Origin of the sequence: Streptomyces purpurascens, assembly GCF_045040895.1 — a bacterium.
Lineage (GTDB): Bacteria > Actinomycetota > Actinomycetes > Streptomycetales > Streptomycetaceae > Streptomyces > Streptomyces purpurascens.
Genome location: NZ_CP108341.1, coordinates 234516 through 248032, shown reverse-complemented (window position 1 = coordinate 248032; position 13517 = coordinate 234516). Strand labels below are relative to the sequence as shown.

Sequence of the window (13517 nt, the reverse complement as noted above, 5' to 3'; positions counted from 1 at the left end):
GAGAGAACAACCATGCGTGTGGAACTGGACGAGCCGAAATGCGTCGCCTCGGGGCAGTGTGTGATGGCCGCCCCCGAGGTCTTCGATCAGCGCGAGGAGGACGGCGTCGCCTTCGTGCTGGAGGAGCGGCCCCCGGCGGACTCCCTGGAGGAGGTGCGCGAGGCCGTGGCGATCTGCCCGGCCGCCGCGATCCGGCTGGTCGAATGATTTACTTGAGTTACGCAACGAGATGGTAAAGTGGCTTCCATGTCCACACCACCGCTCCCCGACGTCCCCTCCCCGGAAGTGATCGAGATCGAGCGTGCGCTCACCCGTATCACCTACCTGAGCACGCGCGCCCGCCAGCACGAGCGACTGATGGCCCTGGCGGGCGTGCCGCTCGACCGGGCCGCCGTCGCGCTGCTGCGGCAGGTCGCCGACTCCGAGCCGCTGCGGCCGGGGGAACTCGCCGCGCGACTCGGTGTGGAGGCCTCGCACGTCACGCGCACGGTGCAGCAGTTGCAGAAGTCCGGCCACGTCACCCGCGTCCCCGACCCCGACGACCGCCGCGCCCAGCGCATCGAGCTCACCGACGCCGGCCGGCAGGCCATCACCAAGATCCGTGAGGTCGGGGTCCGCGGCATGCAACTGGCCCTGTCCGACTGGTCGCCCGAGGAGCTGCGGCAGCTCGCCGGCCTCTTCCACCGCATGGTCGACGACTTCCTGGCCTACGCCGTCGAGGAGGAGCCCGAGCCCCAGATCGCCCCGGCGGCCGGCGCCTGACCCCTGGCGCCGTGTGCTCCGGTGGGCGCGCCTGATTCCAGGTCGCCGGGGTGCCCGGGTGGTCGGCCTGCGATACGCGGGGCACACGGTCACCGAGAGGGCGGCGCCTCCCCTCGGCCCCGTCCGTCCCGGCGGGCGGGCAGCGCCTGATCCCCGGTCACCTTGCGGCCGCGTTCCGCGGATCCGCCCGCTCGGCGCCCCCGGGTCCCGGCGGCGCGGGCTCGGGCAGCCGGCACAGCAGCAGCCGGCCCAGCGCGGGCAGCGCGATCAGCGGCAGCAGGGCCGTCCGCAGGGACGTCGCGTCGGCCAGCGCCCCGATCGCGGGAGCGGCGAGGCCTCCGACGCTCACGGTCAGGCCCAGCGTGACACCGCTCGCCGTGCCCACGCGACGGGGCAGAAAGTCCTGGCCGAGGGTGATGTGCAGCGAGAACGGAACGTACAGGCCCGCCGACGTCAGCGCGACAAACAGATACACCGGCGGCCCGGGCACCAGGACCAGACCGGCCACGGCCAGGACGGTCAGGGCGTACGACCGGCGCACCACCGCCATCCGCCCGTACCGCTCGGCCAGCCTGCCCCCGGCCAGCGTGCCCACCGCGCCGCTGGCGTAGAGCACGAACAGCGCCGCCGTACCGGCCGCCTCCCCACCGCCGGTGCGCTCCCGCACATACAGCGAGACGAACGTGCTCAGGCCGACGAACACGACCGAGCGGCACACCACCGCACCGGACATCCGCAGGAAGGACGGCCAGTCGTCCCGGCCTGCGGTGCCAGGCGAACCGGCACTGCCGGCGCCGGACCCGGCCGAGCGCATCGCCGCCGCGCACAGCGCCGCTCCCGCCAGGGCGGGCACGACCAGGAGCGGAGAGGCGCGCAGCCCGCCCGTGGCCACCACGGCGAAGACCAGCAGGGGCGCCAGGGCGAAGCCGGCGTTGCCGCCGAAGGAGAACCAGCTCATCCCCGTGTGCCGGCCGCGCGCGACGGCCCGCGCCACCCGGGCGGCCTCCGGATGGTAGGCGGCCACGCCGACCCCCGACACGGCGACCACCGCCAGAGTCAGCGCGTAGGAGCCGGTCACCCCGCTCAGGGCCACGCCGGCCCCGGCCGTCAGCGCGCTGAGCGGCAGCAGCCACGGCATCGCCCACCGGTCGGTGAGCACGCCGAACAGCGGCTGCACGAGAGACGACAGCAGAGACGCCGCCAGGACGACACCCGAAGCGGCGGCATAGGAGTAGGCGCGCTCGGCGACGAAGTACGGCACCAGAGCGGCCACGGCTCCCTGGTACACGTCCACGCAGGCGTGCCCCAGGGACATCAACAGGACGGGTCGGTCGCGTCTCGAAGCGGTCACCCGGCGATCGTCGTCGGCGGCGGGCATGGCCCGCTTCCGATAATCTGCCGGACTGTGCCGAACATCCGCCACACCCCCGAAGCGCCGACCCGCGCCCAGCGGCTGACCGCCGGCGACCGCATCGACGCGCACCGGCACGACGACCACCAGATCGTCTACGCGGGCTCCGGCGTCGTCGCCGTCACCACCGACGCCGGCACCTGGTTCGCGCCCGGCACCCGTGCCATCTGTGTCCCCGCCGGTACCGTGCACGCCCACCGCGCCCACGGCCGCCTCGACCTGCACCTGGTCGGCCTGCCCGCCGACGACAACCCCCTCGGCCTGGACCACCCCGCCGTCCTCGCCGTCAGCCCGCTGCTGCGCGAGCTGATCCTCGCCTACACCCGCGACCCCGGCGACGACAGCCCCGAGCGCCGCCGGCTGCGTGCCGTCCTTCGCGACCAGTTGCGCCTCTCGCCGCAGCAGCCGCTGCGCCTGCCCACACCCGCCGATCCGCGGCTGGCCGCCGTCTGCGCGCTCGTCCACGCAGACCCCGCCGACGCGCGCACCCTCGCCGCCCTCGGCGCCGCGACCGGAGCGGGGGAGCGCACCCTCAGCCGGCTCTTCCGCGCCGAGTTCGGCATGACCTTCCCGCAGTGGCGCACGCAGTCGCGGCTCTACCACGCCCTGCGGATGCTGGCCGACGGCCTGCCCGTCACCACCGTCGCCCACCGCTGCGGCTGGTCCTCCGCCAGCGCCTTCATCGACGTCTTCCGCCGCTCGTTCGGCTACACCCCGGGCACGCACCACCGCCGCGCCTGACCTGGTGAACCCCCCGGTCCGTCCACCCGTTTACCGCCCGGTAATATCGCGCGGCAGGCCATCAGAGGAGGAACCGTGTCCCGGTCCGAACGCTCGCCCCTGCTGCTCGCCGGCCTGCTGGCCGCCGCGGGGGTCGCCCACTTCGCCGCCCCACGCTCGTTCGACGCGACCATCCCGCGCGGCCTGCCGGGCACGCCCAGGACCTGGACCTACGCCAGCGGGGCCGCCGAGCTGGCGCTGGCCGCGGGTCTGGCGGCGCCGCGTACCCGCAAGGCGGCCGCGCTGGCCACCGCGGCCTTCTTCGTCGGGGTCTTCCCCGCCAACGTGAAGATGGCCGCCGACTGGCGCCACCGCCCCACGCCGCAGAAGGCCGCCGCCTTCGGACGCCTGCCCCTGCAGGTGCCCCTCGTGCTCTGGGCCCGCGGCGTCGCACGGAACGCGGAGGGCCGGTCGTGAGCGCGCGCGTGGAGGCAGGCGACAAGGTCGAGGACTTCGAGCTGCCCGACGAGACCGGCACCGTCCGCACCCTGTCCGGGCTGCTCGCCGAGGGCCCGGTCGTGCTCTTCTTCTACCCGGCGGCCCTGACCCCCGGCTGCACCGCGCAGGCCTGCCACTTCCGCGACCTCGCCGCCGAGTTCGCCGCCGCCGGCGCACGCCCCGTCGGCATCAGCGGGGACACCGTCGAGCGGCAGCAGGAGTTCGCCGGACAGCACGCCCTCGGCATGCCCCTGCTGTCCGACGCCGACGGCACGGTCCGCGAGCGGTTCGGTGTGAAGCGCGGCTTCTCCCTGGCACCCACCAAGCGGACCACGTTCGTCATCGCGCAGGATCACACCGTCCTTGACGTCGTCCGCAGCGAGCTGCGTATGAACGCCCACGCCGACCGGGCGCTCGCCGCCCTTCGCGCTCATCGGAGCTGACACCGTCACGAATGCGCCGCCGCGGTTGATAGCGGGCGGCAAAGGGATGATCCTGGACGAATGGAGGACGCCTCCGCTGCTGCGATCATCGACGCCCGCGGCATTGTGACGGGGTGGAGCGAGGGTGCCCGGCGACTGACCGGGTATCCGGCTGAGGAAGCCGTGGGCCGGGCCGTACGGGAACTGCTCGCCGAGGACGTGGCGCCCGAGGCGGTGTCCGCGCGGTCGGGCACCGTCATGGTGCGGCACCGCGAAGGCTATCTGGTCGGGCTCAGCGTCAGAGGGTGCGCCGTGGCGGGCCCCGACGGGGAGGCGGGCGTTTTCGTCGTCACCGCCGAGCCGCCCGGCAGCGCCGAGACGTCCCTGGCCGGACAGGCCTTCCAGCAGGCGTCCATGTCGATGTCCGTCTTCGACACCGGCCAGCGCTATCTGCGGCTCAACGAAGCCGCCTGCCATGTGATGGGCGTGCCCGAGGAGACCCTGCTCGGCCGGCACTTCCCGGAGACCGTGGGAGAGGCCGAGCACATGCGAGGCTTCAACTGGCATCTCCAGCACGTCGTGGAGACGGGCCGGCCAGTGCGCTACGAGAGCTTCACCGGTGCGCCGGCCCTGAACCGGGAGCACGCCTGGGTCACCGAGATGTGGCCGGTCCGGAACGCCGCCGGCGAGCTCCTCGGCACCGCCCTCGCCGCCTTCGACAGCACCGAGCAGTACTGGGCCCGGCAGCGGCTGGCCCTGCTGAACGAGGCGGCGGCCACCATCGGCACCACCCTGGACGTGGTGCGCACGGCCGAGGAACTGATCGAGGTCGTGGTGCCCCGGTTCGCCGACTTCGCCAGCGTGGACCTGTTCGACTGGGTCCTCGGCGCGGAGGAGTCGCCGACCGTGCCCACCGAGGAGATCGTGCTGCGCCGAGTCGCCCACGGCTCCCACACCGAGGGAACCCCGGAAGCCGCCGTCCGCCTGGGAGAAGTGGACGTCTACCCCGGCTTCTCGCCCATCGCCCGGGCGATGCGGGAGGGCCGCGCGATCCTCAGCCAGGCGGGGGAGCCGTCCTTCATGCGCTGGGTCGCCGAGCGCAACACGCGCGCCCCGCAGGGACGCCCCTACCGCAAGGGCGTCCATTCGATGATGGCGGTGCCGCTGCGGGCCCGCGGCACCACCCTCGGCGTCGCCGTGGCCGTGCGCATCAAGCAGGTGGACGACTACGGCGCCGACGACGTCGTCTTCGCCGAGGAACTCGCCAGCCGGGCCGCGGTCTGCGTCGACAACGCCCGCCGCTTCGCCCGGGAACGCACCACCGCGCTGGCCCTCCAGCACAGCCTGCTGCCGAGAGGCCTGCCCGGCCAGGCCGCCGTCCAGGTCGCCCACCGCTATCTGCCCTCCGGCTCGGCGGCCGGTATCGGCGGTGACTGGTTCGACGTGATCCCGCTGTCCGGCAGCCGGGTCGCGCTGGTCGTCGGGGACGTCGTGGGCCACGGCATCCCCTCCTCGGCGACGATGGGCCGGCTGGTCACGGCCGTGCGCACCCTCGCCGACGTGGACCTGCCGCCGGACGAGCTCCTCACCCACCTGGACGACCTGGTCACCCATCTCGCGTCGGACGACGAGGGCGACGAGGTCGCGGAACTCGGCGCGACCTGCCTCTACGCCGTCTACGACCCCGTCACGCGGCGCCTGAACCTGGCCGCCGCCGGGCACCCCGCCCCCGCCCTGGTGCTGCCCGACGGATCCGCCCGGCTGATCCCCATGAACGCGGGGCCCCCGCTGGGCGTCGGAGGGCTGCCGTTCGAGGCCACGGAGCTCCAACTGCCCGAGGGCTCCGTCGTCGCCCTCTACACCGACGGACTCATCGAGGACCGCGACCGCGACGTCGACCACGCCACCGACGAACTGTGCCGCGCCCTGACCGTGCCCGCCGACTCGCTCGACGCCCTGTGCGACACCGTGCTGAAGGCCGTACTGCCCGAGGAGCCCAGCGACGACGTGGCGCTGCTGCTGGCCCGCACCCGGGCGCTGGGCGCGGACCAGGTCGCCACCTGGGACGTCACCCCGGACCCCGCACAGGTGGCCGTCACCCGGCAGGCCGCCACCGATCAGCTCACCGCGTGGGGACTGGACGAGACGGCCTTCGTCACCGAACTCGTCGTCAGCGAACTGGTCACCAACGCCATCCGGTACGGCGCCCCGCCCATCCAGCTCCGCCTGATCCGCGACCAGACCCTCATCTGCGAGGTGTCCGACGGCAGTTCGACCTCCCCGCACCTGCGGCGGGCCCACCAGGACGACGAGGGCGGGCGCGGACTGCTGCTGGTCGCCCAGCTCACCCAGCGCTGGGGCAGCCGGCAGACCAGCAGGGGCAAGACCATCTGGTGCGAGCAGCCGCTCACACCGCTGTTCTGACCACGCCGCGGGGCGTCACTCCCCGGCCGCCTCCGAGGCGACCTGGGCGAGGGTGCGGCCGGACCTGGCCGAACGCGCCCGGCGCGGATCCGGTGCCCCGTGCGTACGGGCGCCTCCGGCCCGCTTCACGAGCAGCCAGGCCTCCTCGGCCCCGTCCGCCCCGTCACGGAACCGGGTGAGGGCGTATGCGCCGTGCAGCTTCGACCCAGTCAGCCGGAACGTGGCGTGCCCGCGCTCCAGCGACTCCGCGAAGTCCACGGGCCTGCCCTGGCGGTCGTGGCTCAGTGGCTCGTACGTGCCGTGGTCCCAGACGATCACGGTGCCGCCGCCGTACTCGCCGCGGGGGATCACCCCCTCGAACTCCTCGTACTCCAGCGGATGGTCCTCCGTGGGCACGGCCAGCCGCTTGTCCTTCGGGTCCGCGGAGGGCCCCTTGGGGACGGACCAGGACTTCAGCACGTCGTCCACCTGCAACCGGAAGTCGAAGTGCATCGTGCTCGCGTCATGGATCTGCACCACGAACCGGGGCCTGTCCCCGGAGGACGCCCCGCGGCCCCGGGGCTCGCCGGTCCGGTCGAAGTCGCGCTTGCCGCGGTAGTCCCGCAGCCGGTCCCGCTCAGCCACCTGCGGCTCCTCCCTGTCTCGCGGGCCCCGGGTACCCGTCAGAACTCCTCGTGCACCTCGGGGTCCCCGCCGACCCGCCGGTGCGCCCGGTCGGCGACGGCCCGCATCTCCTCCTCGCTCAGCTCGAAGCCGAAGACGTCGAGGTTCGAGCGCTGCCGCTCAGGGTTCGCCGACTTCGGGATCGGCACCGCGCCCAGCTGCGTGTGCCAGCGCAGGACCACCTGCCCGGCCGACACCCCGTGCGCCCCGGCGATCCGCGCCACGGCCGGGTCGTCCAGCAGGGGCGTGCCCCGGCCCAGTGGACTCCAGCTCTCGGTGACGATGTTCTTGCCCGCGTGGAAGGCGCGCAGCTCGGCCTGCGGAAGGAAGGGGTGCAGCTCGATCTGGTTGACCGAGGGCAGTACGCCGGTCTCCTTCTCCAGCCGCTCGATGTGCCCGGCCGTGAAGTTCGAGACGCCGATCGACCGGACGAGCCCCTCCTCGCGCAGCTTGATCATGGCCTTCCAGGCGTCGACGTACCGGTCCACGCGCGGCAGCGGCCAGTGGATCAGGTACAGGTCGACGTACTCCAGGCCCAGGCGGGCCCGGGACTCCTCGAACGAGGCGAGGGTCTCCTCGTAGCCGTGGTGCCGGCCGGGGAGCTTCGTCGTCACGACGATCTCCTCGCGCGGCACCACGCCGGAGGCCACCCCGCGGCCCACCCCCGTCTCGTTGCGGTAGTTCGTCGCCGTGTCGATCAGGCGGTAGCCCGCCTCCAGGGCCGAGAGCACCGCCTGCTGCGCCTCGTCGTCGCCCAGGGGCCAGGTGCCGAGGCCCAGGGCGGGGAGCGTCGTACCGTCGTTGAGCGTGTGCGTCGGGATGCTGATCACCGTCGGACCTTCCCGTTGACTGTTGACCGTGTCGTCCCTCCAGCGTCACGGATAGGGTGAGCAATGATCAACCGGACGGGTGGCGGATGAGGACGGCGGACGGCATGGGCAGCGCCGAGAAGAAGCCGGTGGCGGGATCGGGGCGTCCCACCTCGCGGGACGTGGCCCGGCTCGCCGGCGTGTCGCACACCGCGGTGTCCTTCGTGTTCAACGGCCGGGCCGACGGCAACCTCTCGCCCGCCACCCAGGAACGCATCCGGCAGGCCGCGACCCAGCTCGGCTACCGGCCCGACCCCGTCGCCCGCGGCCTGCGCCGCAGCCGTACGGCCGTGATCGGCCTGGTCACCGACGAGATAGCCTCCTCGCCGTTCGCCGGACGGCTGCTGCGCGGCGCCATGGACACCGCCTGGGCCGGGGAGCACCTGGTCCTCACCGTCGACTCCGGCGGCGACCCGGCCAAGGAGGACGCGGCGGTCGCCGAACTCCTCGACCGGCGCGTCGACGGCATCATCTATGCGGCCATGTCCCTGCGCCGCGTCCGCGTCCCGGAGGGCCTGCACCGCACCCACTCCGTGCTGGCCAACTGCCTGCCCGCGGACGACTCGCTGCCCGCCGTCATCCCCGCCGAGCGCGCGGGAGGCCGGACGGCGGCCCGGCTGCTGCTGGAGCAGGGACACCGGCGGGTCGCCCTCGTCGGCGGGCGGGACGACATCGCCTCGGTGGAGCGGCTGCGCGGCTTCCGCGACGCGCTGCGCGCCGAGGGCATCACCGTGCCCAGGGACTGGGTCGTACGGACCGGAGGGGAGATCTCCGGCGGGTACGAGGGCACCGTCCGCCTCCTCGACGGCGCCCCGGCCGACGAGCGGCCCACCGGGATCTTCACTTACAACGACCGGGTCGCGGCGGGCGTCCTGCACGCCGCGACCCGGCTCGGGATCTCCGTGCCCGGCGAGCTGTCGGTGGTGGGCTACGACGACCAGGAGCACATGGCCGCCCACCTCACGCCGCCCCTCACCACCGTCGCGCTGCCGCACCGGGCGATGGGGGAGGCCGCGGCGGGCCTCCTCCTCGAAGCCATCGCCACCGGACGGACACCGCCCGCCACCGTGCGGCGCCTGGCCTGCCCGGTGATCAGCCGCGCGTCGGTGGGACCAGCGCCCATCCGGTGACGGCGGCGCCGGGTGTCACGTTCAACTCCCTTACGTCGTCCGCACGGTGGTAGACGCGCTCGGTGACCGTGGCCCGGTCGCCGACGAACAGTTCGTACAGCGAGCCGTCGACGAGGACGCGCACCGTGAGCTCCTCGTCAGGCGGCACCTGGACGATGATCGGCTCGGCTGTCCCGGCCTCCTTGCGGGGCCACCCGCCCCGGTCGAGGGTGACGGTGCCCTCGCCCGGGTCCAGGGACACCGTGAGCTCGGCGCCCGAGGCCGACCGCAGCAAGGTCACCGTGGCGTGGCCGCGGGCGCTGACGGTCAGGTCGTAGGCCGCGGGCAGCGTGGCCCGGCCCGGGGCGGTGACGAACGGCTCGGCGGCGTGCAGCCGGTGCAGCTCCGGGGCCGGGGCCACCCGCAGAGCCCCGTCCGGGTGGACGTCGACGACACGGGGCGCGGTCAGGACACCGGCCCAGTCGTGCTCGCCCTGCTCGCGGGCCTCCCACGACCAGCCCCACATCAGGGCGCGGTCCGGCTCCTGGAGCACGGCGGGCGCGTAGAAGTCACGGCCGTGGTCGAGCCGGCCGCCCGTCCGGGCGGTGAAGCGGAGATCCGTATCCAGACGGCCTGTCAGGTATGCGGTGGTCCAGGGGTGGCCGTCCCACAGCGACACGACCAGCACCCACTCGCAGCCCTTCGTCGCGTACAGCTGCGGGCACTCCCAGCCGGTCGCCCGGTCGCCGAACGCCGCCGAGGCGGCCGGGTCCCGGCCGTCCAGGAGCACTCCGGCGAACCGCCAGTCGGTCAGGTCGTCGCAGTCGTAGAGCAGGACCGACGGTGTCCCGTCGGCGTGCCCCGCGCCGACCAGCGCCAGGCGCCGTCCGTCGTGCCGGAAGACGAACGGGTCGCGGAACATCACCACGTCCAGCCCGTCGGGCGGGCCCGTCACCACCGGCGTGGGCAGGGGAGTCCACTCGATGAGCGTCTCGTCGTCCGGGTCCGCCGCCCGTGCCAGGCAGATCGTGCCGAGCCCGGTGTGGTCACGGTCGACCCCGGTGTAGACGGCCGTCGGCACGCCGGCGTCGTCGACCACACACCCCGACCAGCAGCCCGCCTCGTCCGGGCCGCCCGGTGTCGGGGCGAGTGCGATCGGGTGGTGCTCCCAGTGCACGAGGTCGGAGCTGGAGGCGTGCCCCCAGTGGACGTTCGCGTGCACCGGGGCGTCCGGGTTGTGCTGGTAGAAGAGGTGGTGGCGGCCACGCCAGCGGAACGGCCCGTTCGGGTCGTTCATCCAGTTGGCCGGCGGGCGGACCCGGAAGCGCGGGGCGTGCGGGTCCTGCGGGGGAGCGGCGAGGCTCAACGGTTGACTCCTGCGGACGTGATGCCCTCGCGCAGAGGGCGCTGGCCGACGACGAACACGGCGACGGCGGGAAGCATGGACAGGACGACACCGGCGAGCACCACGGAGATCGAGCCGGTGCCGAGGTTGCCCTGGAGGGAGACCAGACCCAGCGGCAACGTGTAGTTCTGCCCCGACGTCTCGAGGATCAGCGGCCGGAAGAACTCGTTCCAGTGGTAATTGAAGGCCAGCACACCGACGATCGCGAGGCCGGGCGCGGCCAACGGGGCGTACACGGAGCGGAAGGTCCGCCAGGGCCCGGCGCCGTCCAGCATCGCCGCCTCGCCCAGATCCTTGGGCATACCCAGGAAGTACTGCCGCATCAGGAACGTGCCGAAGGCGGTCGGAAAGGCCGGGATGATCAACCCGAGCAGGGTGTCGGTCAGGCTCATCGACTTCAGCACCAGGAACACCGGGACGATGGTGACCTGCAACGGCACCATCATCGTCGCCAGGACCAGGCCGAAGAGCGGCTTCTTGAAGCGGAACTCCAGCCGCGCGAAGGCGTATCCGGCAAGGCCGGCCGTGATCATCTGGCCGACCGCGATCAGCCCCGTGACCAGCGTGGAGTTCAGCGCCAGCAGCCAGACGTCGATCTGGTCGAACACCCCGCGGTACGCCTCGGTGGACGGATTCGACGGGACGAGCTGCGGCGGCAGGTTGAACGCCTCGGCAGGCGTGCGCAGCGAGGTGGAGACCGTCCACACCACCGGGCCGAGGGTGAGCAGGGCGCAGACGGCCAGCCCGGCGATCCGCGCCCAGGGCGCCAGCCGGTACCGCACACGGCCCAAGGACAGGGTTGCTTGGCTCATGGGAAGACTCACCCGGCTCACTGGTAGTGGACGAAACGCCGGCTGAGCCGGAACTGAAGGGCTGTGACCGCCATGATCAGCACGAACAGCAGCACACCCACCGCGGACGCCTCACCGAAGCGCAACTGCTCGAACGCCGTCTCGTAGATCACCATCACGACCGTGCGGGTGGAGTCGCCGGGACCGCCGTTGGTGAGGACGTACGGCTGCTCGAAGACCTGCAGCGCGTTGATGATGCCGACGACCGAGGCGACCAGCAGCGTCGGTGACAGCAGCGGCAGGGTGACGGTGAGGTGCTTGCGCAGGCCGGTCGCGCCGTCCAGGGCGGCGGCCTCGTGGATCTCCTTCGGGATGTTGTTCAGGCCGCCGATGAAGAGCAGGAACGAGAAGCCGAACTGCTGCCAGACATAGACCAGGACGACGGTCGCCATCGCCGCGTTCTCCGACGTCAGCCACGGCACGGGCGCGATCCCGACGAAGCCGAGCAGCCAGTTGACCACCCCGAAGTCCTGGTTGAACAGGTACTTCATCACCACCGAGATCGACGCGGCGGACAGCACGAGCGGGAAGAAGAACGCCGAGCGGAACACCGACCGCAGCCACACCGGCATCCGCCCGTTGAGGGTCAGCGCGAGCGCCAGCGCGATCAGCAGTTGCAGCGCCACCGCGAACACCATGAAGACCAGCGTGTTGCGGAAGGACACCAGGACGGTCGAGTCGCCGAACACCTCCCCGTAGTTGGAGAGCCCGGCGTAACCCGGCGAGTCGATCACGTTCCAGTGGAAGAGGCTCAGCACCACCGAGCCGACGATGGGGACGACCGTGAACACGACGATGCCGACGATCGTCGGGGCCAGGAACAGGGTCGCCAGCAGCCGGGTGCCCCGGTCGCGGGCCGAGGGACGCTTCCGCTTCGGGGACGGCGCGGCCTCGGGGCGGGCGGCCCGTGCGGGCGGTGTCTGGGTGTTCGTCATGCGTCACGCTCCATGGCCTTCTCCAGATCGCCCTGCATCCGGCGCAGCGCGGGACGCACCGAGCGCGGGGAGGCCAGGGCCGTACCGGTGTGCTTCAGCAGCACCTGCTCGACCTCGGCGACCTGCGGCGGCGCCGGGATCGGGCCCGTGTCGGGGAACCGGTCGAGGGTGTCGTAGAAGACCGGCCAGTGCGCCGGACCCGACTTCTCGTAGCGGTCGGCGGTCAGCAGGGAGCGGCGGGCCGGGGTTGTCTGGTTCGTCGTGAACAGCCGCGTCAGGGTGTCCTTGCGGGCCGCGTACTTGATGAACTCCCACGCCTCGTCCTGCATCTTCGAGGTGCGCAGCAGCGCGTAGCCCGCCGCGCCGTACTGCATGCGCTGGGTGCGCCAGCGCGGGAAGTACTGCACGTCGAACCCGTCCCGCCGCATGCCCGCCAGATGCAGGCCGCCCGCCCAGAAGCCGCCCGCCGGTGTGACTCCGACCCGGCCGGTGGAGAACACGCCGATGAGGTTCTGGCCGTTGCCGCCCTCGGGGCGGGTGCACAGGCCGTCCCGGATGAGGGAGGCGAGATAGTCGTAGACCTCCTCCACGCGGTCGTGGGTGGCCTGCGGCGTCGTCCAGCGGAAGCCGCCGCCGCGGCCCTTGCGCTGAGCTGCCGGGTAGAAGCCGTCCCACAGCCACTGCCCGCCGGGCGCCTTGGACTCGGTGAGCAGGTTGGTGTCGTTCGCGAACAGCCAGGGCACCACGCCGCCCCAGAGCCGGTTGGTCCAGAAATACGGTGTGAAGCGGGAACCGCTGGACTTCTTCATGTCCCGCAGCAGCGTGGTGAAGTCGTCGCGGGTCCAGTCGGCCGGCGGGAAGCCCGCCCCCGCACGGCGCAGCACCTGCCGGTTGAAGTACATGTCGGCCGCGTTGAACTCCACGGGCAGCTGGTAGAGGCTGCCCTCGTACATCATCGACTCCACCAGCGACGGGTGGACGTCGGCGAAGTACTCCTTCAGCTCGGCCGCGTCCCGCCGCACCCACGCGTCCAGGGCCACGCCGAGCCGCTGCGCGAACAGCTGCACGCCCTCGGTGGCGACGTAGACGAGGTCGGGGGCGGTGCCCGCCGCGACCTGGGTGAGGATCTTCGCGAAGAAGTCCGACCAGTCGACGGCCTGCACGGCGTTGATCCGGAGCTTGATGTCGGGGTGCAGCTCGCGGAAGCCCTCCTGGAGCGAGCGGATGGCCTCCGGCCCGTAAGCGGGGCCCAGAGTGGCGACGACTAGGGAGCCGTCGTCCCGGCCGGGGATGTCGGCTCCGGTGAGCCGGTCCCAGCTCGCGGCGGTGCCGGCCAGCGCGGCGGCCCCCGCGCCATAGGCGCCGTACCGCATGAGGGCGCGGCGGGTGAGGTGCGAGTCGGTCATCGTTGTGGGCCTAACTCGTGTTAGACGAGGGGTGATGCCCCA

Annotated in this window: 14 protein-coding genes; 7 read left to right on the top strand and 7 right to left on the bottom strand. The window is 72.7% G+C overall.

Translation table 11 applies throughout. From position 1 onward, the window contains the following. The first annotated feature begins 12 nt into the window (after nt 1-12). The gene (locus tag OHU35_RS01185) at nt 13-207 is read left to right on the top strand and encodes a ferredoxin (RefSeq protein ID WP_189729858.1); all 195 of its coding nucleotides are present in this window, start codon (nt 13-15) and stop codon (nt 205-207) included. 39 nt (nt 208-246) lie between these two features. Further along, nucleotides 247-762: a MarR family winged helix-turn-helix transcriptional regulator gene (locus OHU35_RS01180; protein ID WP_189729856.1), complete on the top strand. Its 516-nt coding sequence runs from the start codon at nt 247-249 to the stop codon at nt 760-762. 157 nt (nt 763-919) lie between these two features. On the opposite strand, the gene OHU35_RS01175 is transcribed toward OHU35_RS01180, so the two are convergent. Beyond that, nucleotides 920-2077 carry an MFS transporter gene (locus OHU35_RS01175; protein ID WP_405509151.1) on the bottom strand — a complete coding sequence of 386 codons (1158 nt, stop codon included), beginning with the start codon at nt 2075-2077 and terminating at the stop codon, nt 920-922. A 90-nt stretch (nt 2078-2167) separates the two neighbouring features. Here OHU35_RS01175 and OHU35_RS01170 point away from each other — a divergent pair, with 90 nt between their 5' ends. The 4 genes from OHU35_RS01170 (at nt 2168) to OHU35_RS01155 (ending at nt 6237) form a co-directional block, all read left to right on the top strand. Further along, nucleotides 2168-2914, top strand: coding sequence for an AraC family transcriptional regulator (locus tag OHU35_RS01170; protein WP_405504215.1), 747 nt, complete (start codon nt 2168-2170; stop codon nt 2912-2914). 75 nt (nt 2915-2989) lie between these two features. Next, on the top strand, nt 2990-3370 hold the full coding sequence (locus OHU35_RS01165) for a DoxX family protein (RefSeq protein WP_189729852.1): 381 nt from the start codon (nt 2990-2992) through the stop codon (nt 3368-3370). Further along, nucleotides 3367-3834, top strand: a complete 468-nt coding sequence (locus tag OHU35_RS01160; protein WP_308400968.1) for a peroxiredoxin — start codon at nt 3367-3369, stop codon at nt 3832-3834. The genes OHU35_RS01165 and OHU35_RS01160 overlap by 4 nt, the downstream gene beginning before the upstream one ends. A 60-nt stretch (nt 3835-3894) precedes the next feature. Next, a complete protein-coding gene (locus tag OHU35_RS01155; RefSeq protein WP_359896270.1) occupies nt 3895-6237 on the top strand; it encodes a SpoIIE family protein phosphatase in 2343 nt (780 codons plus the stop codon). Nucleotides 6238-6252: 15 nt separating this feature from the next. Here OHU35_RS01155 and OHU35_RS01150 read toward each other — a convergent pair whose 3' ends face one another. Beyond that, the gene (locus tag OHU35_RS01150; protein WP_359896268.1) at nt 6253-6861 is read right to left on the bottom strand and encodes a DNA polymerase ligase N-terminal domain-containing protein; all 609 of its coding nucleotides are present in this window, start codon (nt 6859-6861) and stop codon (nt 6253-6255) included. Nucleotides 6862-6899: 38 nt separating this feature from the next. Continuing rightward, the gene (locus OHU35_RS01145) at nt 6900-7730 is read right to left on the bottom strand and encodes an aldo/keto reductase (RefSeq protein ID WP_189729846.1); all 831 of its coding nucleotides are present in this window, start codon (nt 7728-7730) and stop codon (nt 6900-6902) included. Nucleotides 7731-7834: 104 nt separating this feature from the next. Between OHU35_RS01145 and OHU35_RS01140 the strand changes: the two genes are divergently transcribed. Beyond that, the gene (locus OHU35_RS01140; RefSeq protein WP_189729844.1) at nt 7835-8899 is read left to right on the top strand and encodes a LacI family DNA-binding transcriptional regulator; all 1065 of its coding nucleotides are present in this window, start codon (nt 7835-7837) and stop codon (nt 8897-8899) included. Here the strand turns inward: OHU35_RS01140 and OHU35_RS01135 are convergent. From OHU35_RS01135 to OHU35_RS01120, 4 genes are read right to left on the bottom strand one after another with little or no spacing between them, the layout of a single operon-like run. Then, nucleotides 8862-10244: a glycoside hydrolase family 32 protein gene (locus OHU35_RS01135; RefSeq protein WP_359896266.1), complete on the bottom strand. Its 1383-nt coding sequence runs from the start codon at nt 10242-10244 to the stop codon at nt 8862-8864. The genes OHU35_RS01140 and OHU35_RS01135 overlap by 38 nt on opposite strands. Beyond that, complete coding sequence (locus OHU35_RS01130; RefSeq protein ID WP_189729841.1) at nt 10241-11095, bottom strand: carbohydrate ABC transporter permease; 855 nt, start codon at nt 11093-11095, stop codon at nt 10241-10243. Before OHU35_RS01130 ends, OHU35_RS01135 begins: the two co-directional genes overlap by 4 nt. Before the next feature lie 17 nt (nt 11096-11112). Continuing rightward, on the bottom strand, nt 11113-12069 hold the full coding sequence (locus OHU35_RS01125) for a sugar ABC transporter permease (RefSeq protein ID WP_359896265.1): 957 nt from the start codon (nt 12067-12069) through the stop codon (nt 11113-11115). Further along, complete coding sequence (locus tag OHU35_RS01120; protein ID WP_359896264.1) at nt 12066-13475, bottom strand: extracellular solute-binding protein; 1410 nt, start codon at nt 13473-13475, stop codon at nt 12066-12068. The genes OHU35_RS01125 and OHU35_RS01120 overlap by 4 nt, the downstream gene beginning before the upstream one ends. Nucleotides 13476-13517 lie beyond the last annotated feature (42 nt).

Excerpts from the sequence above, each read along its gene's own strand:
- OHU35_RS01185 (WP_189729858.1), top strand. The coding sequence starts at position 13 with ATGCGTGTGGAACTGGACGAGCCGAAATGCGTCGCCTCGGGGCAGTGT.
- OHU35_RS01180 (WP_189729856.1), top strand. The coding sequence starts at position 247 with ATGTCCACACCACCGCTCCCCGACGTCCCCTCCCCGGAAGTGATCGAG.
- OHU35_RS01175 (WP_405509151.1), bottom strand. The coding sequence starts at position 2,077 with ATGTCCCTGGGGCACGCCTGCGTGGACGTGTACCAGGGAGCCGTGGCC.
- OHU35_RS01155 (WP_359896270.1), top strand. The coding sequence starts at position 3,895 with ATGGAGGACGCCTCCGCTGCTGCGATCATCGACGCCCGCGGCATTGTG.
- OHU35_RS01140 (WP_189729844.1), top strand. The coding sequence starts at position 7,835 with ATGGGCAGCGCCGAGAAGAAGCCGGTGGCGGGATCGGGGCGTCCCACC.
- OHU35_RS01130 (WP_189729841.1), bottom strand. The coding sequence starts at position 11,095 with ATGAGCCAAGCAACCCTGTCCTTGGGCCGTGTGCGGTACCGGCTGGCG.
- OHU35_RS01125 (WP_359896265.1), bottom strand. The coding sequence starts at position 12,069 with ATGACGAACACCCAGACACCGCCCGCACGGGCCGCCCGCCCCGAGGCC.
- OHU35_RS01120 (WP_359896264.1), bottom strand. The coding sequence starts at position 13,475 with ATGACCGACTCGCACCTCACCCGCCGCGCCCTCATGCGGTACGGCGCC.